General features: G+C 61.7%; 21 protein-coding genes and 1 tRNA gene. 15 read left to right on the top strand and 7 right to left on the bottom strand.

The window, feature by feature from the left end; translation table 11 throughout:
• The 5 genes from V6590_RS16150 to V6590_RS16170 form a co-directional block, all read right to left on the bottom strand.
• The coding region (locus tag V6590_RS16150) for a hypothetical protein (RefSeq protein ID WP_335424712.1) at positions 1 to 596 on the bottom strand (596 nt) is incomplete at its 3' end.
• 175 nt (positions 597 to 771) lie between these two features.
• On the bottom strand, positions 772 to 2,193 hold the full coding sequence (murC, locus tag V6590_RS16155) for a UDP-N-acetylmuramate--L-alanine ligase (protein ID WP_335424819.1): 1,422 nt from the start codon (positions 2,191 to 2,193) through the stop codon (positions 772 to 774).
• Between the two features lie 31 nt (positions 2,194 to 2,224).
• Positions 2,225 to 3,322 carry a UDP-N-acetylglucosamine--N-acetylmuramyl-(pentapeptide) pyrophosphoryl-undecaprenol N-acetylglucosamine transferase gene (locus tag V6590_RS16160; RefSeq protein WP_335424713.1) on the bottom strand — a complete coding sequence of 366 codons (1,098 nt, stop codon included), beginning with the start codon at positions 3,320 to 3,322 and terminating at the stop codon, positions 2,225 to 2,227.
• A 2-nt stretch (positions 3,323 to 3,324) separates the two neighbouring features.
• The gene (locus tag V6590_RS16165) at positions 3,325 to 4,494 is read right to left on the bottom strand and encodes a peptidoglycan glycosyltransferase FtsW (protein ID WP_335424714.1); all 1,170 of its coding nucleotides are present in this window, start codon (positions 4,492 to 4,494) and stop codon (positions 3,325 to 3,327) included.
• Positions 4,495 to 4,630: 136 nt separating this feature from the next.
• A complete protein-coding gene (locus tag V6590_RS16170; protein ID WP_335424715.1) occupies positions 4,631 to 4,984 on the bottom strand; it encodes a cupin domain-containing protein in 354 nt (117 codons plus the stop codon).
• 51 nt (positions 4,985 to 5,035) lie between these two features.
• On the opposite strand from V6590_RS16170, the gene V6590_RS16175 reads away from it, so the two are divergent.
• Positions 5,036 to 5,710, top strand: coding sequence for a GNAT family N-acetyltransferase (locus V6590_RS16175; RefSeq protein WP_335424716.1), 675 nt, complete (start codon positions 5,036 to 5,038; stop codon positions 5,708 to 5,710).
• Positions 5,711 to 5,776: 66 nt separating this feature from the next.
• Positions 5,777 to 7,177 (top strand): UDP-N-acetylmuramoyl-L-alanine--D-glutamate ligase, encoded by a 1,401-nt coding sequence (gene murD / locus V6590_RS16180; RefSeq protein WP_335424717.1) that lies wholly within the window; start codon positions 5,777 to 5,779, stop codon positions 7,175 to 7,177.
• A gap of 562 nt (positions 7,178 to 7,739) precedes the next feature.
• Here the strand turns inward: murD and V6590_RS16185 are convergent.
• Both V6590_RS16185 and V6590_RS16190 read right to left on the bottom strand, forming a co-directional pair.
• Positions 7,740 to 7,823: transfer RNA gene (locus V6590_RS16185), tRNA-Leu, on the bottom strand.
• A gap of 72 nt (positions 7,824 to 7,895) precedes the next feature.
• Positions 7,896 to 8,777, bottom strand: coding sequence for a lytic transglycosylase domain-containing protein (locus V6590_RS16190; RefSeq protein WP_335424718.1), 882 nt, complete (start codon positions 8,775 to 8,777; stop codon positions 7,896 to 7,898).
• Positions 8,778 to 9,152: 375 nt separating this feature from the next.
• Here V6590_RS16190 and V6590_RS16195 point away from each other — a divergent pair, with 375 nt between their 5' ends.
• From V6590_RS16195 to V6590_RS16255, 13 genes are all read left to right on the top strand, one after another.
• The gene (locus V6590_RS16195) at positions 9,153 to 9,344 is read left to right on the top strand and encodes a Flp family type IVb pilin (protein WP_335424719.1); all 192 of its coding nucleotides are present in this window, start codon (positions 9,153 to 9,155) and stop codon (positions 9,342 to 9,344) included.
• Positions 9,345 to 9,488: 144 nt separating this feature from the next.
• Positions 9,489 to 9,662: a Flp family type IVb pilin gene (locus V6590_RS16200; protein ID WP_335424720.1), complete on the top strand. Its 174-nt coding sequence runs from the start codon at positions 9,489 to 9,491 to the stop codon at positions 9,660 to 9,662.
• Positions 9,663 to 9,705: 43 nt separating this feature from the next.
• A complete protein-coding gene (cpaB, locus tag V6590_RS16205; protein WP_335424721.1) occupies positions 9,706 to 10,608 on the top strand; it encodes a Flp pilus assembly protein CpaB in 903 nt (300 codons plus the stop codon).
• Between the two features lie 234 nt (positions 10,609 to 10,842).
• Positions 10,843 to 12,234 carry a type II and III secretion system protein family protein gene (locus V6590_RS16210; RefSeq protein ID WP_335424722.1) on the top strand — a complete coding sequence of 464 codons (1,392 nt, stop codon included), beginning with the start codon at positions 10,843 to 10,845 and terminating at the stop codon, positions 12,232 to 12,234.
• Between the two features lie 5 nt (positions 12,235 to 12,239).
• Positions 12,240 to 12,893, top strand: a complete 654-nt coding sequence (locus tag V6590_RS16215; RefSeq protein WP_335424723.1) for an OmpA family protein — start codon at positions 12,240 to 12,242, stop codon at positions 12,891 to 12,893.
• Positions 12,894 to 13,159: 266 nt separating this feature from the next.
• Complete coding sequence (locus V6590_RS16220; RefSeq protein ID WP_335424724.1) at positions 13,160 to 14,440, top strand: CpaE/TadZ family protein; 1,281 nt, start codon at positions 13,160 to 13,162, stop codon at positions 14,438 to 14,440.
• Positions 14,441 to 14,463: 23 nt separating this feature from the next.
• Positions 14,464 to 15,915, top strand: coding sequence for a TadA family conjugal transfer-associated ATPase (locus V6590_RS16225; RefSeq protein WP_335424725.1), 1,452 nt, complete (start codon positions 14,464 to 14,466; stop codon positions 15,913 to 15,915).
• A gap of 9 nt (positions 15,916 to 15,924) precedes the next feature.
• Positions 15,925 to 16,893, top strand: coding sequence for a type II secretion system F family protein (locus V6590_RS16230; RefSeq protein WP_335424726.1), 969 nt, complete (start codon positions 15,925 to 15,927; stop codon positions 16,891 to 16,893).
• Positions 16,894 to 16,900: 7 nt separating this feature from the next.
• Entirely contained in the window at positions 16,901 to 17,875 is a 975-nt protein-coding gene (locus V6590_RS16235) for a type II secretion system F family protein (RefSeq protein ID WP_335424727.1), read from the top strand.
• A gap of 107 nt (positions 17,876 to 17,982) precedes the next feature.
• On the top strand, positions 17,983 to 18,453 hold the full coding sequence (locus tag V6590_RS16240; protein ID WP_335424728.1) for a tetratricopeptide repeat protein: 471 nt from the start codon (positions 17,983 to 17,985) through the stop codon (positions 18,451 to 18,453).
• Positions 18,454 to 18,491: 38 nt separating this feature from the next.
• Complete coding sequence (locus tag V6590_RS16245; protein WP_335424729.1) at positions 18,492 to 19,340, top strand: tetratricopeptide repeat protein; 849 nt, start codon at positions 18,492 to 18,494, stop codon at positions 19,338 to 19,340.
• 3 nt (positions 19,341 to 19,343) lie between these two features.
• A complete protein-coding gene (locus V6590_RS16250; protein WP_335424730.1) occupies positions 19,344 to 19,841 on the top strand; it encodes a prepilin peptidase in 498 nt (165 codons plus the stop codon).
• Between the two features lie 74 nt (positions 19,842 to 19,915).
• Positions 19,916 to 21,229 (top strand): DUF8689 domain-containing protein, encoded by a 1,314-nt coding sequence (locus tag V6590_RS16255; RefSeq protein ID WP_335424731.1) that lies wholly within the window; start codon positions 19,916 to 19,918, stop codon positions 21,227 to 21,229.
• The last annotated feature ends 27 nt before the right edge of the window (positions 21,230 to 21,256 follow it).

Consider the following 21,256-nt stretch of genomic DNA (forward strand, 5'->3'; position numbering starts at 1 on the left):
AAGACCTTCCTCTCCGCCGTCGCCCTCGCCGCAACCGTCATCTTCTGGCTTTGACGATCAATGAGTCTGGACCCTAGTATGGGGCCTTGCAACGAGTTTGATATTTGCACTGCCTTCTTCTCACAGGCGGCAGCCTCAGGATCAACCAAAGTCAAAAGGGCCCTAGCCCTATCAACTTCTATAGTAGCGCCAAAGTGACGATAGGCTGTTGCTTGGTTCCAGTACTTTTCATAGTTTTCCACTTCGTAGAATGTACCGGTCGCACGCTGGAAAGGTGCTTCAGATGAAAGATCATCTTGATAGACCCAGAATGACACCCAGCAATTACTTCGCTTGATGAGCGCATAGCGCTGAACCATGAAATAGGTTCTGCCGCTAAATCTCGAGGTATGTGCTTCTTTCATCTCGCTTTCGATTTCGATGTGGTTCTTTCCCCTGTGCAGGCGCTTTCCTTTCGGCGCCTCGGGGCCACATTCGATACGCGGGGTGTAGCGGTCGGTTTCGGCGCTTGCAGACGGCGCAGTTCCCGTCAGGGCCAAGCCGACCGCGACTGCAGCACAAAGAACCCTGGAAAGACGGTAGCGGCTTTCAGACATGACACTTCCCCCGTGCAAGTCAGGCCGAATAGAATGACCGACGATGCACCAAGTTTCCTTGCCGAATTTTCCACCACAAGATGCAGTGGAAGGCAAGTCTAGCCCTGCAACGCCGGATCAGCAGGGATTGCAAAACAGTTCAATAGCCTAAACCGATCCGCCGCCTGCGCCGAAATCAGGCCGCCTGTTCGACCAGCCGTGCCGGCAGGGCATTGGCCCAGGCCGAAATCGTGCCCGCGCCCAGGCAGACGAAGATATCGCCCGGGCGGGTCTGTTCGCGGAACAGGCGGGCCAGATCGGTTTCGTCGATCACCGCGCGGGCGTGGCGGTGGCCATGGGCGATCAGGCCCGACACCAGATCATCGCGGCTGGCCCCCAAGATCGGGTCTTCGCCCGCGGCATAGACCTCGGCGATGCCGACGACATCTGCCTCGTTGAAACAGGTGCAGAAATCCTCGAACAGGTTCGACAACCGGCTGTAGCGGTGCGGCTGATGCACGGCGATCACGCGCGCGCCGGGGCGGCCCGCAATGGCCTGCCGCGCGGCCTTCAGCACGGCGGCGATCTCGACCGGGTGGTGGCCGTAATCGTCGATGATGGTGGTGCCGTTCACCTCGGCCACCTTGGTGAAGCGGCGGTTCACCCCGGCAAATCCCGCCAGCGCCTCGCGGATTTCATCCTTCTTCATGCCCAGATGGCGGGCCACGGCCACCGCCGACAGCGCGTTGGACACATTGTGATCGCCTGGCATGGGCAGAACGCAACCTTCGATTTTCGAACCTTCCCCCTCACCTTGCAGGAGGATGTCAAAGTGCGCCTTGCCATTTTCGAACTTCAGGTTCACCGCCCGCACATCGGCCTGCGCATTGAAGCCAAAGGTCACCACCCGGCGGTCGGTGACGCGACCGACCAGCGCCTGCACCTCGGGGTGATCGGTGCAGCAGACGGCCAGCCCGTAGAAGGGGATGTTCGACACGAAATCGAGAAAGCCCTTGCGCAGGTTTTCGATGCTGCCCCAATGCTCCATATGTTCGGGGTCGATATTCGTCACGATGGCGATGGTGGCGGGCAGGCGGTTGAACGACCCGTCGCTTTCATCGGCCTCGACCACCATCCATTCCCCTGCCCCGGCGCGGGCATTCGATCCATAGGCATGGATCACGCCGCCATTGATGACCGTCGGGTCAAGCCCGCCCTTGTCCAGAAGCGTGGCGACCATGGTGGTGGTCGTCGTCTTGCCATGGGTGCCCGCCACCGCGATGTTGGAGCGCAGGCGCATCAGTTCGGCCAGCATTTCGGCGCGGCGCACCACCGGCAGCTTGCGGCGGCGGGCCTCTTCCAGTTCGGGGTTGCCCTTCTTGATGGCCGAGGAAATCACGATCACCGCCGCATCCCCGATATTCTCGGCGCGCTGGCCTTCGAACACCGTGGCCCCAAGCGCGACCAGACGGTCGGTGATCTTTGACGCCTTGGCATCCGACCCCTGCACCCGGTAGCCATGGGTCATCAGCACCTCGGCAATGCCCGACATGCCGATGCCGCCGATGCCGACGAAATGGATGGGGCCGAGTTCCAGCGGCAGTTTGGTGGCGTTCATGGCAATCGTTCCGGGCAGGGCAAATGGTGGATCAGGCAGTCTTGGCCAGCCGCAGCACCAGATCGACCAGACGGTCGGTGGCATCGGCGCGGCCCTGCGCAAGGGCATTGGCAGCCATCTGCTCCGCCGCTTGCGGGTTCGACAGCACCGCGGCCATTTGCGCGCTGAGCGTGGCGGGGTCAAGGGTGGATTCGGGGATCAGGATCGCGGCTTCGGCGGAAACCAGCCCGCGCGCATTGGCGGTCTGATGATCGGCAGTGGCGGCGGCAAAGGGCACAAGAATGGCAGGTCGCCCGATGACCGAGATATCGGCAATGGACGACGCGCCCGACCGCGAGATCACCAGCTGCGCTTCGGACAGGCGGCGCGGAATATCGGTGAAAAAGGGCTGCACATCGGCGCTGATGCCCGCGCTGTCATAGGCCTGCACCACTGAGGGCAGGTCTTCGGCGCGGGCCTGATGGGCGATCCGCAGGTTGCGGCGCAGGTTTTCGGGCAAGGCCGCAATGGCGGCAGGCACCACCTCTGACAGGATGCGCGCGCCCTGACTGCCGCCGATGACCACCACGCTCATCGGGTAATCACCGGGCGGAATATAGGGGGCGGCGGCACGGTCCAGCACGGCCCCCCGCACCGGATTGCCGGTATGGATGCCTTCCACCCCTTCGGGCAGGGCGGTGGGCCATGTGCCGCAGGCCACCGCCTGCACGCGGCGGGCAAAGAGCCGGTTCACCCGCCCCAGCACGCCGTTCTGTTCATGGATCATGCGCGGCAGACGCAGGACTGTGGCCCCGGCAATCGCCGGGATCGACGGATAACCGCCAAAGCCCACCACCACCTCGGGCCGGTCGCGCAGCATGGCAGCAACAGCCGCGATCACCCCGCCCGCAATGCGGAACGGCACGGCAAGCTTTGCCAGAGCCCCACCCCGCGCAAAGGTGGCCGACGACACTTCGTCGATCTGCACCTCAGGCGGAAAGCCCCCGGCATAGCGAGCCCCTCGCGCATCGGTGGACAGTTTCACCCGCCAACCCCGGGCGATCATCGCCTCGGCCAGCGCCTGCGCCGGGAACATATGGCCGCCGGTGCCCCCGGCGGCGATCATCACAAGCGGGGCCTTGGGTGCCATGATCAGCGCCCTCCACGGCGGAACAGGATATCCTCCATCCGGCCTTGCGGACGGCTGCGGGTCAGCGCCAGCAACATGCCAACCGTCAATCCGGCAGCAATCACCGACGAACCACCATACGAGACAAAGGGCAATGTCATACCCTTGGCGGGCAGCAACCGCACGGCCACGCCCATGTTGATCATCGCCTGCACGCCAAAGATGCAGGCCAGCCCGGCCCCTGCCAGCCGCACAAAGGGATCGCGTTCCTTCATCAGCCGGAACATCGACCGCACCACGACACAGCCATAGAGCGCGAGAATGCACAGCACGAGGATCAGCCCATATTCCTCGGCCGCAACCGCGATGATGAAATCGGTATGCGCGTCAGGCAATGTCCATTTCACCTGACCTTCGCCCACGCCCACGCCCAAGAACCCGCCCTCCTGAATGGCGTTGGTCGCATAGCCCAGCTGCGAGCGGGGATCGACCTCGGCCGAAAGATAGCCGTCAATCCGGCGGGCAAGGTGTTCCGAAGTGCCGTAAAGCACAAATCCCACCGCGCCAATCGCGCCAAGGATGGCGGTAATGACGGTCATCGAGGCCCCGGCGATGAAATAGACCACGCACCAACCAAAGATCACCAGCATGGATTGGCCGAAATCGGGCTGGATCGCGAGGAAGAAGACGACAAGCACCGCCAGCCCGAGCGAGATCACCTTGCCCGGCGGGCCATTGATGTCTTGCGAGGCAGCCATCAACCAGGCCGTCACGATGATGAAGCCGGGCTTCAGAAACTCGGATGGCTGGAAACTGGCGAAACCCAGCGAATACCAGCGCACCGCGCCCTTGCCGAAATCGGTCCCCAGCAGCGGCAGAAACATCAGCGCGATCAGCGACAGGACAAATCCCAGAATGCCGATCCGGCGCACCATTTCGGGCGGCAACATCGACACGCCCAGCATGGTGACAATCGCCAGCCCGCCGAAAAACGCCTGCCGCTGCACATAGTGGAACGGGTCCAGCCCATTGCGGCTGGCCAGCGGCACCGAGGCGGCAAGACCCAGCAAAATGCCGATACCGAACAGGATCAGCACCGCCGTTAGCGACCATTTGTCAATGGTGCGCCACCAACGGGGAAGAACCGGCTCGGTCACCCGAACGGGCATCGAGCCATAGACCATCTCAGTCATGGGAACCGCCTGATTTGCCTGCTTGCCTTGAATGCCGGATGTGATCCCCGGCTGTTCGGATCAGATTAGCGGGAAATGGCGGTCATGGCTAGGGGTTCGGCAGGGGAACCATGCGCGCCCCTGCCCCGCAATGCCCTTACTTCAGCTTGATGCAGAAATGCTTGCGCACCGGGGCCTCGATCTTCCAGGTGCCCTTGAACCCGGGTTCGACCACAAAGCCATCGCCTGGGCGCAAGGTGACCGGGTCGCCCCCGTCGGGGGTAATGGTGATCTGGCCTTCAATCAGATGCACGAATTCGTAGAACTTGTAGCTGGCATGCCAGGTGCCGGGGCTTGCCTCCCATGTGCCGCTGATCACGCTGCCATCTAGTGACGTATGCTGCACCCAGGTTTTCATCATCGGGGTGCCTTCGACCTTGATCCAGCCTTCAAGGTCAGTCAGCAAGGGCTCGGGGCCCGGCGCGGGCAAGCGGAAAACCATATCGCTCATGTCTAACCTTCCTAGGTTGCGGTTCTGACCTATTGGTTAGGGCAGGCAGTCATGGGCTGGCAAGCAGGATCGGCGGCCATATCCGCGCTTGCATCGGGCGGCTGGGTTTGCTTCACCGGTGGCGCGGGTTCAACGGCAGGGGAGCAGGACATGCTGATCCGGGCGGCAACGGCGGCAGATGCCGCGCATCTGGTGCGGTTCATCAACATGGCGGCGGATGATCTGCCGCTGCATTTCTGGAAAAAGACCGTCGGGCCCGACGGTGACCCGCTGGCACTGGGCCGCGAAAGGGCGGCGCGAGACAGCGGCAATTTTTCCTACCGCAATGCCTGGCTGGCCGAGGTAGAGGGCGAAGTGGCCGCAGGTCTGCTGGGTTATCCGGCCGCGACCGAGCCGGAACCGATCGCCCCCGATACGCCTCCGATCTTTGTGCCGCTGCTGGAGCTTGAGGCCCTGGCACCGGGCAGCTGGTATCTGAATGTGCTGGCCACCGATGCGCATTTTCGCGGACGGGGCTGTGGCAGCGCGCTGCTGGCACAGGCCGAAACCGTGGCGCGACAGGCGGGGCTGAGCACCATCAGCCTGATCGCCGCCGATACCCATGCCGAGGCGCTGGCCCTCTATCGCAGCAAGGGCTTTGCCGAGGTGGCCCGCCGCGCGGTGGTCAAGGGCGACTGGCAGGTTTCGGCCACCGAGTGGATTCTCTTCACCAAGTCGGCAGTCTGACCCCCGCCCTTGCACCCGCGCCCGGCCATGCCCATTGTCACGCCGGAAATGGCGAAGGGGTAGGCGATGATTCCGGTACAGGGCTATGCGGGGCGAAAAGTGGCAGTGCTTGGGCTGGGCCGGTCGGGCCTTGCCACAGCGCGGGCGCTGGTGGCAGGCGGGGCCGAGCCGCTGCTCTGGGATGACAGCGCGGAAGCGCGCGCCAAGGCCGAGGCAGAGGGCTTCACCTGCACCGATCTGCTGCGCCATGGCGTGCTGGACGGCGCGGCCTGTCTGGTTACGTCTCCCGGCATCCCCCATCTTTACCCCACGCCCAACAAGGTCATCGCCCGCGCGCTGGACCTTGGCATCCCGGTAGACAATGACATTGGCCTGTTCTTCCAAAGCTTTGCAACGACAGGCTGGGATGAGTTCGACACTGCCCCCAAGGTGGTCTGCATCACCGGATCAAATGGCAAATCCACCACGACAGCCCTGATCCACCATATCCTGCAGGTCGCAGGACGCCCCAGCCAGATGGCGGGCAATATCGGACGCGGGGTGCTGGACATCGATCCGCCACAGGATGGCGAAGTGGTGGTGCTGGAACTTTCCAGTTATCAGACCGATCTCGCGCGGGCGCTGACACCGGATGTGGCGGTGTTCACCAACCTGTCGCCCGATCATCTGGATCGTCATAACGGGATGGGTGGCTATTTCGCAGCCAAGCGCCGGTTGTTCGCCGAAGGCGGGCCGGATCGCTGCGTGGTGGGCGTGGATGAACTGGAAGGCCGCTTCATGGCCGGGCAACTGGCGCAAGGCCCCGAGGATGACCGGGTGATCCGTATTTCCGCCGGGCAAAAACTCGAAGGTTTTGGCTGGTCGGTCTTTGCCCGCAAGGGGTTTCTGTCGGAATGGCGCAAGGGACGGCAGGTGGCCAGCATCGACCTGCGCGAGATCAAGGGCCTGCCCGGCGCCCATAATCACCAGAATGCCTGTGCCGCCTATGCCGCCGCCCGCAGCTTGGGCATCGCCCCCAGGCTGATCGAAGGCGCGCTGCACAGCTTTGCCGGCCTGCCCCATCGCAGCCAGCTAGTGGGCGAACGCGACGGGGTGCGCTTTGTCAATGACAGCAAGGCCACCAATGTCGATGCTGCGGCCAAGGCGCTTCAGGCTTTCCCCCGCATCCGCTGGATCGCGGGCGGCATGGGCAAGGAAGGCGGCATCGCCGCGCTGGAACCCGTGCTGGGATCTGTGGTCAAGGCCTATCTGATAGGGTTCTCCGCCCGCGATTTCGCGCTGCAGATCGGCGCAACCCCGCATGAAATCTGCGAAACCATGGAACATGCCGTAACCCGCGCCGCCGCCGAGGCCCAGCCGGGCGAGGTCGTGCTGCTTGCCCCGGCCGCCGCCAGCTTCGATCAGTACCCAAACTTCGAAAAGCGCGGCGAGGATTTCACCGCCAGGGTGAAGGCGCTGATCGGGTAAGGCGGCACCTTCCCGATCAGAACACCGCCATCGCGGTGATCTTGGCCCGAATATCCCGCGGGGCCGGAACGGGCGGGGGCAGAGCCCTCTTCCCCGGCCCCCATCACAACAGCTGTCCAGCAAGTCAGCACCCCGTTCTGCCCGCTGTCACGGGCTACGGCATCGCATCGCGGCGTATCATCTCGATCCGCACCTGCTCTCACTTTGCGCCGCGCTTTCCTATGCTCACTTCACGGGCATAGCGGTCCAAAACATCACCAAAGAGGGACGTCGAAGCGATTTGCGCGCCGTTCAGAATCAGGTATTCCTCGCGGGCAGCCCAATCGCGCGCCTCCCCTTGGTGCCAAACACCTTGGACTTTCGAATCCCGTGCCGAGCGATTTCGGCCCGCCACTGTTTGCCAAGTTTTCAAATCGAAGCCATGGATTACGCACGCTGCGGAAAGATGCGTAATCAGATGCGCAAGTTTACCCGCAGATGACAGCCAAAATCACCACGCCAGCGAAAATCGGCTGGCTTTGCAGACGGATAGCGCGGAACCATGTGCAATTCCGTGCGTTACTGGTGCCTGCGGCGGGACTCGAACCCGCACGCCCGAAGGCAGGGGATTTTAAGTCCCCGGCGTCTACCATTCCACCACGCAGGCCCGCAGTTCCGCGCAGGATAGGCCGCCGCGCGGCAAGGTAAAGGGGCATTCTGCTATCCGCCTGAAAGCCTGTCAGCCGGAACTGCCGGTTGATTGCACGCGAAAGGCACAAGGGTCGGAAAACAGTTCGGGCGGGGTCAGGCACAGGCCCTGCGCCACCTGCCAGGCCGCCAGAACCTTGGGCACATAATCCCGCGTTTCGGCATAGGGAGGCACGCCGTCATTCGCCTCGACCGCGCCTTCGCCCGCATTATAGGCCGCCAAAACCATCAATGGATCGCGGTCGAAGCGTTTCATCAGCCAATCCAGATAGGCCACGCCACCCTTGATGTTCTGTGCGGGATCGGTGGCGTCGGTCACGCCGAAACGCTTGGCCGTGTCGGGGATCAACTGCATGAGCCCTTGCGCCCCGGCATGGCTGACCGCATCGGGTTTCCCCGCGCTTTCGATGCCGATCACCGCCAGCACCAGCGCGGGCGAAACCTCGGTCCCGATGGTGGCCTTGAGGATTTCTGTGCCATAGGCATTTGCGATGTCCTGCATGTGCTGCAACCGCGGGGATTTGACAACGCTACCGCCCGGTCCCTGGCTGAGCATCGCCATGGCCGAAGGAAAACGCCCGTCTACAGCCTGACGCGCGGTTGGGATCACGTCCCAAAACCAGGCGTAAGTCGCCGGAACCGGTGCCACCGGCGCAAGAGGCGCAGACGGCGATGCTGCCGCTGCTACGGATTGGGCTTCCTTGTCGCGGTCGACCTTGGGGCTGGCAGCCAGCCGTCTTGCCTGTTCGGCAGGATCAATCTGGATCGTGATGCGCTTTCCCGTGCCTGGCGCGGGCGGTTTCACGCTGCGAAAGGTGAAATCTTCAAACTCCGGCGCAGCCTGTGGCCATGCCGGGATCGAACCGGACAGAATCGTGCCGGCCGTGACGATTGCTGCAACTGCCCGCCTCATGCGGTTCCTGCCCGTTTACCGGTTTTCTGTTTCGCCATCCTTGCAGAAATGCGGGCTTGTGGCCAGCCACAGCCCCGGATTCCCCCACGATCATGGCGGTTTTGCCGCAATCTCGCCGCAGTCGGCCCGCTGCCGCGCCGAAACGCAGGTCGGACGAAAAGTAAATGGAAGATTAATTTGTTTTATTACAATGGCTTGAAAGAAAGTCAGGGCTTTTATGCAGATTTTTCCTTCGGCCCAAATGCCTCCCAACTCCCGCCACCATCAGGGGGCTATATGAGCCCATGCCGCAGCGAACAGCGGATCGGAACAGAGGCCGGTCGAAAGCTGAAGGCGGCAAGAACAGAGCAACACCTGAAGCAAGGGACTTATACGATGAAACTGCTGAACATCTTCAAATCGTTCAAGAATGACGAATCCGGCGCCGTGACCGTTGACTGGGTGGTGCTGACCGCCGCAATCGTCGGCCTGGGCATCGTGGTTGTGCAGACCATCTCGCCGGCCATCGACAGCACCGCTGACGTGATCGTCGAAGACCTGGAAGAAGCCGCGACGCGCGATCGCTGATATCGGTGCCTTCCCGGCATTGAAGCTATCTCATGCTGCGGCTCTGACACCAGAGCCGCAGCTTCATGCTTATGGCGGGACAGAAAGGTACGCGGCCGGGCTATCCGACAGGGCAGGATCCGGCAAGGTTGGAGGGTGTGAACCATGCGGTCGTTTCGCAATTTCTGGCGCGACGAAACCGGCGCCATCACAGTTGACTGGGTCGTGCTGACCGCAGTGGTGATCGTGATGGTGGCGGGGGTCTTTGTCGTGATCCAACAGTCAGTCTTTGAAGACACGGCGGGCCGCATCGGCGACATGATCACCTCCTTCTTCTGACAAGGCCATCGCGCAAGGGTACGTTTTAGGGGGACTTGGACGAATGCGGACAGTATTCATTGCAGTTCTGGCCCTGGGCATGGCCCTGGCCGGATTTGCCGTATATATGGCACAGAATTACATCGGGCACACCCAGGCCCAGCTGGACAAGGAACGCGCTTTGCGCGACGAACTTGGCAAGCTGGTGAAGGTCTATGTGGTGAACAAACCGCTGGATTATGGCGACCCGATCACGCGTGACGACGTGGAAGAAATCTACTGGCAGGAAAAGGCTCTGCCTGAAGGTGTCTTCCGGGTGAAGCCGCGCCCCGCCGGGGATGACCCCGAAAAGGAGCCGGCCGATCCGCTGCTGTTCGCAGAAGGCGAAACCAGCCCGCGGTTTGTCCTTCGTCAGATGGAGAAATTCGAACCCATTCTGGCCATCAAGGTGACCGAACCCGGAGAAGCAGCAGGTCTGACCACCATGCTGGCAGCGGGCGAACGGGCCTTTACCATCAAGTTTTCGGATGCGTCAGGCGCATCGCGCTATCTGCAGCCCGGCAACAAGGTGGATGTGTACTGGACCGGCGTCACTTCCAGCGGGCAGGAAATCACTCAGCTGATCGAGACTTCGATTTCCATCATCGCGGTGGATCGCCCGGAAATGGACAAGAAGAAGGGCAGCACAAACGGCACGAATTTCGAAGCTCCCAAGGCAATGACCGTCGCGGCAAGCCCCGAACAGGTGGCACGCCTCACCCAAGGTCAGGCCACCGGGAAGCTTTCCGTTGCACTGGTGGCCAAGGGTGATGCAAACCCAGTGACAGGCCCGATCGAAGTGGACAGCAATGCTCTGCTGGGGATCGAAGCGACCGAGGCGGCTCCGGTGTTGCAGCAGAAGGTCTGCACGATCAAGACCCGCAAGGGGGGCGAAGTGGTGGAAATCCCGATCCCTTGCACCAACTGACGGGAACCGGTTTTCCCTGTTCAGCAAGACCCGAGTCATGGGGCCCGACCCGATGCCGCATCTGGCGTCCGGTCGGGCCTTTTGCCACAAAGATTGGGGCTGTTGCAACTTTTCCACAGTAACTTTGCCCCACAAGGTTTTGATTCTTGCAAAAAAACGCCGCTTCCGGCATTTTGTCAAAATGAACGGGCATGAAGACCCGAGTAACGAGGCGTGATCGGAAAGGCAGGTCACATGCAGGTGCGGACGTATTTTGCGGCAGGTATGCTGGCGATGGCCTTGGCCTCGACTGCCGCAACCTGCCTACAGGCTCAGAATTTGCGGGTGCTTGAAGGGTCGGCTTCTGCCCCTCTCAATGTGCCCATGAACCGTGCCGTGGTGGTGGAAAGCGATGTTCCTTTTGCGGAGCTGTCGATTGCCAACCCCGGTATCGCCGATATCAACACCCTGTCGGACCGGTCGGTCTATGTGCTGGGCAAGGCGCCCGGTCGCACGACGCTGACACTTCTGGCCGGAGATGGATCGCTGATTTCCAACGTGGAAGTCCAGGTCGCCCCGGATGTTGCAGAGTTCAAGGAACGCCTGCGTCAGATCCTGCCGGGCGAGAATATCGAGGTTCGCACCGCCAATGACGGTATCGTGCTGTCGGGCATGGTCTCGTCAACCGCCAAGCTGGACCGCGCGCTGGATCTGGCCCAACGCTATGCCCCGGACCGGGTGTCGAACCTGATGACGGTCGGCGGTACCCAGCAGGTGATGCTGAAGGTCCGCTTTGCCGAAATGGAACGCTCGGTCGCCAAGAACCTGTCGTCGTCGCTGGCGATTTCGGGTGGCACCGATGTGGGCGTGATCGGCGAAACCGGCACCTGGCTGAATGGCAATAACAGCATCGGCAGTGACTCGATCACGGCAAGGGCCAATGCCAATGCGGCGCTTGGTCTGGGCTTTTCAGCCGGATCGCTGCAATTCGCCGTGCTGCTGGAGGCGCTGGAATCCAAGGGTGTTGTGCGCACCCTGGCCGAACCCAACCTGACGGCCCTGTCTGGTCAGGAAGCCAAGTTTCTGGCCGGTGGGGAATATCCGATCCCGGTGGCCAACGAAGATGGCATTACCGTCGAATACAAACCCTTCGGCGTTGAGCTGAACTTCACCCCGATCGTGGTCGATGGTGATGCGATCAACCTGACCATCAACGCCGCCGTTTCGGCCATCGACAGCACCATTGCCATCGAGAACGAAGGGTTCAGCGTCAACGCCTTCAAACGCCGTGAAACTTCGACCACGGTCGAAATGCGCGATGGCGAAAGCTTTGCCATCGCCGGTCTGCTGCAGGATGACTTCCGCGATCTGAACGGGCAGGTGCCGTGGCTGGGCGATATCCCGATCCTGGGCAGCCTGTTCCGCAGCGCCGAATATCAGCGCAAGCAATCCGAACTGGTGATCATCGTCACCCCGCATCTGGTGACTCCGACGCGCGGTCAGGTTCTGGCGCTGCCGACCGACCGGGTCCGCATCCCGACCGAAAAGGAGCTGTTCCTGTTCGGCAAGGTGGCAGGCAGCAAGGGTCCGGCGGGCGAAGTGGCCCGGCAGGATTTCAGCGGCTCTTACGGCTATGTGATGGAGTGAGAGGGATGGCACGCTTTCTGCAGTACCTGATGCTGCCCGCCCTTGCGCTAGGCCTTGCGGCCTGTGGGCCGTCGTTCAATCGCGAATTGGGGGCCGAGGTTGACGAGGGCGCTTTTGGCCAGCCCACGCTGAACAACACTTTGATCATGTCGGGCGAGCGGGACTACCGGATCGAACTGGGCCAGCGTTTCGCGCGTGAAGTGCCTTCGACCGTGACCTTTGCCTTCAATTCGGCGCAACTGACACCCGAAGCGATGAAGGCGCTGGATCATCAGGCCAACTGGATCCGACAGTTCCCCGAACTGCGCTTCTCGGTCTATGGCCATACCGATCTTGTCGGTTCGGCCGGATACAACAAGGCTCTGGGCAAGCGCCGGGCACAGGCCGTTGTCGCCTATCTGGAAAGCCGTGGCGTGTCGCGGTCGCGGCTGCAGGCGCTGGTTTCCTATGGCAAGACCCGGCCGGTCATCCAGACATCCGGCCCGGAACAGCAAAACCGCCGCACCGTGACGGAAGTGGCAGGCTTTGTCGAACGCGGCAAACCGATCCCGCTGAACGGGAAATATGCCGAAGTCATCATGCGCGAATACATCGTGCTGGCGGAACGCGAACATCCCAAACCGAAAATCATTACAACGCAGGTGAATCCAAGCCAGTAACCTGCTGGACAAGTTCGGAAAAACCGGAAGGGCAGATCGCAGGGTCTGCCCTTCCGCCGTTTCCGGAACGGCGAAAAACCCCAGAAAGTCGATGATTTGGCCCCAATCCTGCCAAACTTCGCAAGCAATTTTGGGGCAATCGAACCCTGCGCCGGAGAATCCTGCGCACGGGAACCGCGATGCAGCACATCGGATTGGGCGGCCCGGGCCCGGGCACCCTGCCCCATGGGCTGCTGCCGGGTCCCGGAACCGGAAGGAATGAGGCAATGACGAGTGTGGCCAACCTGCAGCCCGATCCCGCGCCGATCCTGGCCTGCACCATTTCGCGGGATGTGCAGAATTTTGAACTGCTCATCGACGACATGGAACAGGAACTGGGCGAGATGTGGGGCGACCTGAACTTCGCCGATGCCCGCATCTTTCTGGAACAACCCGACAGTGCCACGCTCAAATTCGTGGCCGTGGCGGTGGATGCCGAAGACGAGGTCGATCTGGGCAGTATCGCCGACCTGATCCGCAGCGCCAAATCCAAGGGCATCAAGGTGGTGCTGATCGCCGATCAGCTGAGCCCGGTTGCCCTGCATCAATTGCTGCGTCAGGGGGCCGATGATTTCGTCCCCTATCCGCTGCCCGAAGGCGCGCTGCATGAGGCTATCGAACGGCTGGAGCAGGCCCCCGCCCCGGCAGCCCCTGTGGCTGCCCCTGTGGCACAGCCTGCCGACCCGGACGAGCCGGTTCACACCCCCAGTTTCAAGGCCAAGGGGGATCGCGACGCCGTACTATTGCCGGTCCATGGTCTGGCCGGGGGCGTTGGTGCCACCACCTTTGCGGCCAATCTGGCCTGGGAACTTGCCAATATCGACAAATCCGCCCCCCCCAGGGTCTGCCTGATTGATCTGGACCTGCAATTCGGTGCGGTGTCCACCTATCTGGACCTGCCGCGCCGCGAGGCGGTGTTCGAAATCCTGCAGGATACCGAACATGCCGACAGCGATGCCTTCCTGCAGGCCATGCTGACCTTCAACGACCGCCTGCATGTGTTCACCGCCCCGTCGGACATGCTGCCGCTGGACATTGTCACCCCAGAGGACATTGCCCGCATCCTTGACATGGCGATGGCGAATTTCGATTTCGTCGTGGTCGACATGCCCAAGACCATCGTGGCCTGGACCGAAACCGTGCTGGCGCGTGCGCATGTCTATTTCGCGCTGATGGAACTGGACCTGCGTTCCGCCCAGAACGTGCTGCGCCTGACCCGCGCACTGAAGGCCGAAGGGCTGCCACATGAGAAGCTGCGTTTCCTGCTGAACCGCGCCCCCCGCTTTACCGATCTCACTGCCAAGGGACGTGTAAAGCGGATGGCCGAAAGCCTGGATATCTCGATCGAGGTGCAACTGCCCGATGGTGGTGCGCAGGTCACCCAAAGCAATGATCACGGCCTGCCCCTGTCCGAAACCGCCGCGAAGAACGCGCTGCGCAAGGAAATCGGCAAACTGGCCAAGACCCTGTTCGACACCAACAAGGCCGCTGAGTCCGCCCGGACCTGAGCCGCATTTGATGGGGGAGTGTAATGTTTTCGCGTTTCAAGAAGCCTGACGCGGGCCCTGCCAAGCCCGCAGCCGCCACACCCGCCCCGGCCCCCGGGGCCGCCCGCGCGCCCATTGCCGCGCCCAAGCCCCCACCGGGGCTGGCTCCGGCACGACAGGCCCCGAAGGCGCCTGCCGAAGCGGCGGCCGCCGAAAAGGAACGCAAACGCAAGGACAAGCTTCAGGAACTGAAGGTTGAGCTGCACAAGCGCCTGCTGGAAAACCTGAACCTTGCCGCGCTGGAAAAGGCGTCGGAAAGCCAGTTGCGGTCGGAGATCGCCGCGATCAGCGCCGAGGCGCTGGACGAAATGTCGGTCGCGCTCAACGCGCAGGATCGCAGCACGCTGAACCAGGAACTGTATGACGAGGTCATGGGCCTTGGCCCGCTGGAACCGCTGCTGAAGGATGAAACCGTCAACGATATTCTGGTGAACGGGCCGCAGCGCATCTTTGTGGAACGCGGTGGCAAGCTGGAACTGACCGACATCACCTTCAAGGATGAACGCCATCTGCTGCGGATCATCGACAAGATCGTGTCGGCGGTGGGGCGGCGGGTCGATGAATCCAACCCCTATTGCGACGCGCGTCTGGCCGATGGATCGCGTTTCAACTGCATGGTGCCGCCAGTGGCGGTGGATGGCAGCCTGGTCTCGATCCGGAAGTTCAAGAAGGAAAAGCTGGGCATTCCCGATCTGGTCCGCTTCGGCGCCTTCACCGAGGAAATGGCACTGTATCTGGAAGCTGCCGTCTCTACCCGTCTGAACATCATCGTGTCGGGCGGTACGGGGTCGGGCAAGACCACCACACTGAACGCGCTGTCCAGCTTCATCGACAACCGCGAACGGGTGCTGACCATCGAAGATACCGCGGAATTGCAATTGCAGCAGGTGCATGTGGGCCGGATGGAAAGCCGTCCGCCCAACGTGGAAGGCAAGGGTGCCGTCACCCAGCGGGACTGCCTACGCAACGCGCTGCGGATGCGGCCTGACCGGATCATCGTGGGCGAAACCCGCGGCGAGGAAGTGATCGACATGCTGCAGGCCATGAACACCGGCCATGACGGATCAATGACCACGATTCACGCCAACAACGCCCGCGACGGCATCAGCCGTCTGGAAAACATGGTGGCGATGGCCGGCATCGAAATGCCACTGAAGGCCGTGCGCAGCCAGATCGCCAGCGCTGTGAACCTGATCGTGCAGGCCAGCCGCCTGCAGGACGGATCGCGCCGTATGGTGTCGATCACCGAGATCACCGGCATGGAAGGCGACGTGATCTCCATGCAGGAAATCTTCCGCTATGAACGGCTGGGGCTTGCGCCGGATGGCAAGATCATCGGGCGGTTCAATGCGACCGGTGTGCGGTCGCATTACTCCGACCGTTTCAAGCAATGGGGCTTCAACCTGCCTGCCTCCATCTATGAACCGATTGCCTGAGGTGCGATGATGACGATAGATCCCGCAATTATCGTATATGTCCTGATCTTTGTCGCCGTTCTGGCGCTGGTCGAAGGCATCTATCTGACGGTCTTCGGCAAATCCATCAGCCTCAACAGCCGGATGTCGCGTCGTCTTGCGCTGATGGAAAAGACCAACAACCGCGAAAAGGTTCTGGAACAGCTCCGCAAGGAAATGGGCCAGCACATGAATGCGCGGTCGATCCCGCTCTATTCCATTCTGGCCGACCGGGCGCAGAAGGCCAATATTGCCTTTTCGCCCATTCAGCTGATCGGGGTGATGGGGCTGCTGACGGTGTTTGCCTATTTCGGCCTGCAGGTGGGCACCCCGGCCGAGCCTTCGGTTCGTCTGCTTCTGGCCATCGCGATGGGCGTGGGCGGGGTTTACATGTGGGTGAACAAGAAGGCCAAGAAACGTATCGCGCTGATGGAGGAACAGCTGCCCGATGCGGTGGAGCTGATGGTGCGCAGCCTGCGGGTGGGGCACCCCTTCGCCTCGGCCCTGTCGATCGTCGCCAAGGAAGTGCCTGATCCGCTGGGCACCGAATTCGGCTTTATCGGCGATGAGGCGGCCTATGGGCGCGACGTGTCGGAAAGCCTGAAGGCCTTTGCCGAACGGATGGACAACCAGGATCTGCGCTTTCTTGCCGTGGCCGTGACCATCCAGCAGCAATCAGGCGGCAATCTGGCCGAAATCCTGGAAGGACTGGCAAAGGTCATCCGGTCTCGCTTCAAGCTGTTTCGTCGTGTCAAGGCGATCACTGCCGAGGCGAAATGGTCGGGGATGTTCCTGTCCATGTTCCCCATCGTGGCGCTTCTGATGATCCTGATGATCAAGCCCGATTATTTCGACAAGGTAAAGGAAACCTCGATGTTCGTGCCGGCTGCGCTGGTGGTGGGCGTGTTTCTGGCCTGCAACTATTTCTTCATGAAGATCATGGTCAATATCAAGGTGTGAGGCTGGCATGTTCGACACTATCAACGCCTTGCTGAAAGAAAGTTTCGGGCCCTTGGGGCCGGTGCTTGTGCTGCTGGGCCTGGGCCTTTTGCTGACGGCACTGGCCCTGCCGACGCTGTTGCAAAAGCGCAAGGATCCTCTCGACAAGCTCAAGGCGCTGCGCAAGGCCAGCGGCATGTCGGAAGAAGGGGCCACGCTGCGCCAGCGAGACGGCGCCGCCAAGCTGGAAAAATATGCGGCCTTCCTGGAACCCCAGAATGCCGAACAGATGTCGGCTTCGCGGTTGAAGATGATGCGCGCCGGATATCGGCAAAAGAATGCCGTGCGCATGTATCACTTCGCGCAATTCAGCCTGGGGATCGGCTTTCTGATCCTGGGCCTGATCTACACCATGATCCTGAAAGCCCAGCATGGCGAGATGGAGACGCAGACGCTGATCCTTTACACCATCCTTCCGGCGGCAGCGGGTTACTACCTTCCCGCCTATTGGGTGCAGCGCAGATTGCAGACCCGGCAAGAGGAAATCATCTGCGGATTTGCCGATGCGCTTGATCTCATGCTGGTCTGTGTGGAAGCGGGCCAATCGCTGGATCAGTGCATCAACCGCGTCGCCAAGGAAACCCGGGCGGGCTATCCGGCACTGGCCGAGGAATTCGAAATCGTGAGCCAGGAGGTCAAGGCCGGCAAGGAACGCGTCCATGTTCTCAAGGACATGGCAGAACGTGTCGGCGTTCCGGATGTGGCCAGCTTTGTCACCACCCTGGTACAATCGGCCACTTTCGGGACAAGCATCGCCGAGGCGCTGCGGGTCTATTCCGCCGAAATGCGTGACAAGCGCGTGATGCGTGCGGAAGAAAAGGCAAACGTCTTGCCGACCAAGCTGACACTGGGCACAATGCTGTTCACCCTGCCGCCGCTGATGATCATCCTGATCGGGCCGTCGATCCATGGCATTGCCACCCAGCTGGGCGGTGGGGGCTGAACGCCGGAGCCGTCTTGAGACCAGTTTTTCTGTTGTCCGTCCTGCTGTTGGCCGCCTGTGTTCCGGGCGGCCGATCGGCTTTGCAGCAAGCCGAAAATGCCGCCCCCGTGGCCGATAGCCGCAAGGATGGGGTGGATGGCCTGCTGGTCGGCCATCGGCTGATGGAGGCGGGCGAACATGAACTCGCCCTGAAGGCCTATCTGCGCGCCGCCGCCGAAAACGGCATGAGCGTGGATGTCCTTTCCGCCTTGGGATCGGCCAATCTTGCCCTTGGGCGGCTTGGCCAGTCGGAACAATTGCTGCGCCGCGCCATCGAGCTGGACCCGTCTTTCGTCCCGGCACAGAACAATCTGGGTGTCGTGCTGATGGAACGCGGCAAGGTGCCCGAAGCACGGGTGGTCTTTCAGCATGCCTTCGCGCTGGACAGTGGCAAGACGGACTCGATCCGCGAGAATCTGAAGCGCGCAATAGCCATGTCGGAAAATTCGGTCTATTCTGAACCCGAGGAAAAAGAGGTTCACAACTTCTCGCTCGTGCGGCGGGGCCAGGGGGAATATGTGCTCCTGTCCGCGCTTTAGGGCAGGATCGCGGAACCCGAGCAGCAAAAGGACGCGAAATGCGCCACCCTGTCATTCTTGCGCTGTGCCTTGGCGGCATGGCGGCCCTTGCGGGCTGCGGGCGCGGCACGTCGGATGCCGAAGTGCAACGGGCCCTGAAAGACGTCAACGTCATCGACGAAAGCAACCTGTCAGATATCATGCTGACCGTGGGCGACCCGAACGAGGCGGTCACCTATTTCAGCAATACGCTGGCGCAGAACCCCGGTCGCCCCGATCTGCAGCGCGGTCTGGCAAAATCGCTGGTGCGGGCGGGCAAGCCGCAAGAGGCGGCAAAGGTCTGGGCCGCGCTGGTGCAATCCGGCAATGGCACGAATGAAGATCGCGTCGGATTGGCCGATGCCCATATCCGGTCGAACAACTGGTCCGAGGCCGAGGCCGAACTGAACCGCATCCCCCCGACCTTTGAAACCTATGAACGCTACCGGCTGGAAGCGATGGTGGCCGACAGCCGCAAGAACTGGAAAAAGGCCGACAGTTTCTATGAAATCGCGGCAGGCCTGACCACCAAACCGGCCAATGTGCTGAACAATTGGGGCTTTTCCAAGCTGACGCGCGGCGACCATGCCGGGGCGGAACGGCTGTTCACCGAAGCGCTGACCCATGATCCCACCATGTTCACCGCCAAGAACAATCTGGTGCTGGCACGGGGGGCACAGCGCAAATATGACCTGCCGGTCGTGGACATGAGCCAGAAGGAACGGGCCGAGCTGCTCTATACGCTGGGTCTGGCCGCGGTGAAGCAGGGCGATGTGAATGTGGGTCGCAACCTGCTGCGCGAGGCGGTGGAAACCCATCCCCAGCATTTCGAGGCCGCCGCCAACAGCCTTGCTGCGCTGGAAGCCTGATCCATGGGCCTGACTCTGAATGCTGCCCTGTGGCTTTTGCCCCTGTCGCTGCCCATCGCACTCTGGGTGGCATGGTCGGACATGAAGTTCATGAAGATCCCCAACAAGGCCGTGCTGGCCATGGCCGGGGTCTGGGCGTTGGCCGGGTTGCCGGCCATGAGCTTTTCACTGCCTGCCTGGGGCTGGGGCTGGGCGGTGCTGGGCATCGTGCTGGTTGCGGGCTTCATGCTGAGCGCAGTGGGCGCGGCGGGGGCGGGCGATTCTAAATTCGCCGCGGCCATGGCCCCGGTCTTTTCCACTGGCGATATCCGGCAGGTGCTGGCCCTGTTTGCCGCCTGCCTGATTGCGGCCTTTGCCGTGCATCGTCTGGCGCGCGCCCTGCCCCCGGTTCGCCGCGCCACGCCGGATTGGGCCAGCTGGACGCACAAGAAGTTTCCCATGGGGATGGCCCTGTCGGGGACGCTGATTTTCTACCTTCTTGCCCCAATTCTGGCCAATTGATCTGGCCTTGTGAGCGGTGACAGCGCATGCCCGCAGGCCGGGCAGCGCCCCCTACAAGGCCGAAGGTCACGCCCATGAACATGCAGGTCACCCCCAATGTGATCGCCCCGACTGCGCCCCGCAATCTGGCCGAAACCGGCCTGTCGCTGGTGATGATGCGCGACATTCTGCTCAAGACCATGTTCCGCACCAATCTGGACCTGGTCTCGCAGCTCGCGCAGCAGGTGGCCCTGCCGGTTCCTGCCACGCAAGAGCTGATCGACATGGGCCGTGGCCAGAAGCTGATCGAAGCCACCGGCACGCTGCATGCCACATCGGGCAACGAGATGGGCTATCAGCTGACCGAAAGCGGCAAGGCGCGGGCTTTGGACGCTCTGGCGCAATCGGAATATTACGGAGCCATGCCGGTTCCGCTGGAAAGCTATCGCGAACAGGTGAAGCGCCAGTCGGTGCGCAACATGAAGCTGACGCGCGATCAGCTGATGCAGGGCATGGGTCATCTGATCCTGCCCGAAGACCTGATCGGCAATCTGGGCCCTGCTGTGGGGTCGGGCCGGTCGATCCTGATGTATGGCCCGCCGGGCAACGGGAAATCGAGTATTTCCAACGGCATTCGCGATGCCTTGGGAGACCGGATCTATATTCCCCGCGCCATCGAATATTCCGGCCAGGTGATCACTGTTTATGATCCGATCGTGCATGCCGCCGCCGAAGAGGCGACGGATGATCCCAACAGCCTGCGCCGCACGTCGAACCGGTATGACCGCCGCTATGTGCATTGCCAGCGGCCCTCGGTCATCACCGGGGGCGAATTGACGCTGGATATGCTTGATCTGTCCTACAACCCGGTTGCGCGGACCTATCAGGCGCCGCTGCAGCTGAAATCCAATGGCGGCATCTTCATCGTGGACGACCTTGGCCGCCAGTCGGACCCGCCACAAAAACTGGTGAACCGCTGGATCGTACCGCTGGAAGAAAGCCGTGACATTCTGGCACTGCAATCAGGGGAAAAGTTCACCGTCCCCTTTGACACCTTGGTGATCTTTTCCACAAACTTCCACCCGAATGAGATTTTCGACGGCGCGGCCCTGCGCCGGATATTCTTCAAGATCAAGATCGACGGGCCGAACCAGGAAAACTATCTGAAGATCTTCGCAATGATCGCCCGCAAGAAAAAGATGCCGATCGATCAGGCGGCCATGGTGCATCTGCTGAAGAACAAATACCCGACGATCAACAACAATTACGCCAATTACCAGCCGGTCTTCCTGATCGATCAGATGATCGCAATCTGCGAATTCGAAGGCATCCCCTATCAGATGAGCCCCGAACTGATCGACCGGGCCTGGGCGAACATGTTTGTGAAAGACGAAAAAATCGCCAAGTAAACCGGGCACGGCGACATAGCTGGGGGG

The organism is Gemmobacter denitrificans, assembly GCF_036964905.1.
GTDB lineage: Bacteria > Pseudomonadota > Alphaproteobacteria > Rhodobacterales > Rhodobacteraceae > Gemmobacter > Gemmobacter denitrificans.

Bases quoted from the DNA above. Each gene is read 5' to 3' on its own strand.
- V6590_RS16200 (WP_335424720.1), top strand. From the start codon at position 9,489: ATGCGGTCGTTTCGCAATTTCTGGCGCGACGAAACCGGCGCCATCACA.
- cpaB (WP_335424721.1), top strand. From the start codon at position 9,706: ATGCGGACAGTATTCATTGCAGTTCTGGCCCTGGGCATGGCCCTGGCC.
- V6590_RS16170 (WP_335424715.1), bottom strand. From the start codon at position 4,984: ATGAGCGATATGGTTTTCCGCTTGCCCGCGCCGGGCCCCGAGCCCTTG.
- murC (WP_335424819.1), bottom strand. From the start codon at position 2,193: ATGAACGCCACCAAACTGCCGCTGGAACTCGGCCCCATCCATTTCGTC.
- V6590_RS16235 (WP_335424727.1), top strand. From the start codon at position 16,901: ATGTTCGACACTATCAACGCCTTGCTGAAAGAAAGTTTCGGGCCCTTG.
- V6590_RS16165 (WP_335424714.1), bottom strand. From the start codon at position 4,494: ATGACTGAGATGGTCTATGGCTCGATGCCCGTTCGGGTGACCGAGCCG.
- V6590_RS16245 (WP_335424729.1), top strand. From the start codon at position 18,492: ATGCGCCACCCTGTCATTCTTGCGCTGTGCCTTGGCGGCATGGCGGCC.
- V6590_RS16160 (WP_335424713.1), bottom strand. From the start codon at position 3,322: ATGGCACCCAAGGCCCCGCTTGTGATGATCGCCGCCGGGGGCACCGGC.
- V6590_RS16225 (WP_335424725.1), top strand. From the start codon at position 14,464: ATGTTTTCGCGTTTCAAGAAGCCTGACGCGGGCCCTGCCAAGCCCGCA.
- V6590_RS16255 (WP_335424731.1), top strand. From the start codon at position 19,916: ATGAACATGCAGGTCACCCCCAATGTGATCGCCCCGACTGCGCCCCGC.
- V6590_RS16210 (WP_335424722.1), top strand. From the start codon at position 10,843: ATGCAGGTGCGGACGTATTTTGCGGCAGGTATGCTGGCGATGGCCTTG.
- V6590_RS16175 (WP_335424716.1), top strand. From the start codon at position 5,036: ATGGGCTGGCAAGCAGGATCGGCGGCCATATCCGCGCTTGCATCGGGC.
- V6590_RS16195 (WP_335424719.1), top strand. From the start codon at position 9,153: ATGAAACTGCTGAACATCTTCAAATCGTTCAAGAATGACGAATCCGGC.
- V6590_RS16220 (WP_335424724.1), top strand. From the start codon at position 13,160: ATGACGAGTGTGGCCAACCTGCAGCCCGATCCCGCGCCGATCCTGGCC.
- murD (WP_335424717.1), top strand. From the start codon at position 5,777: ATGATTCCGGTACAGGGCTATGCGGGGCGAAAAGTGGCAGTGCTTGGG.
- V6590_RS16250 (WP_335424730.1), top strand. From the start codon at position 19,344: ATGGGCCTGACTCTGAATGCTGCCCTGTGGCTTTTGCCCCTGTCGCTG.
- V6590_RS16230 (WP_335424726.1), top strand. From the start codon at position 15,925: ATGACGATAGATCCCGCAATTATCGTATATGTCCTGATCTTTGTCGCC.
- V6590_RS16190 (WP_335424718.1), bottom strand. From the start codon at position 8,777: ATGAGGCGGGCAGTTGCAGCAATCGTCACGGCCGGCACGATTCTGTCC.
- V6590_RS16215 (WP_335424723.1), top strand. From the start codon at position 12,240: ATGGCACGCTTTCTGCAGTACCTGATGCTGCCCGCCCTTGCGCTAGGC.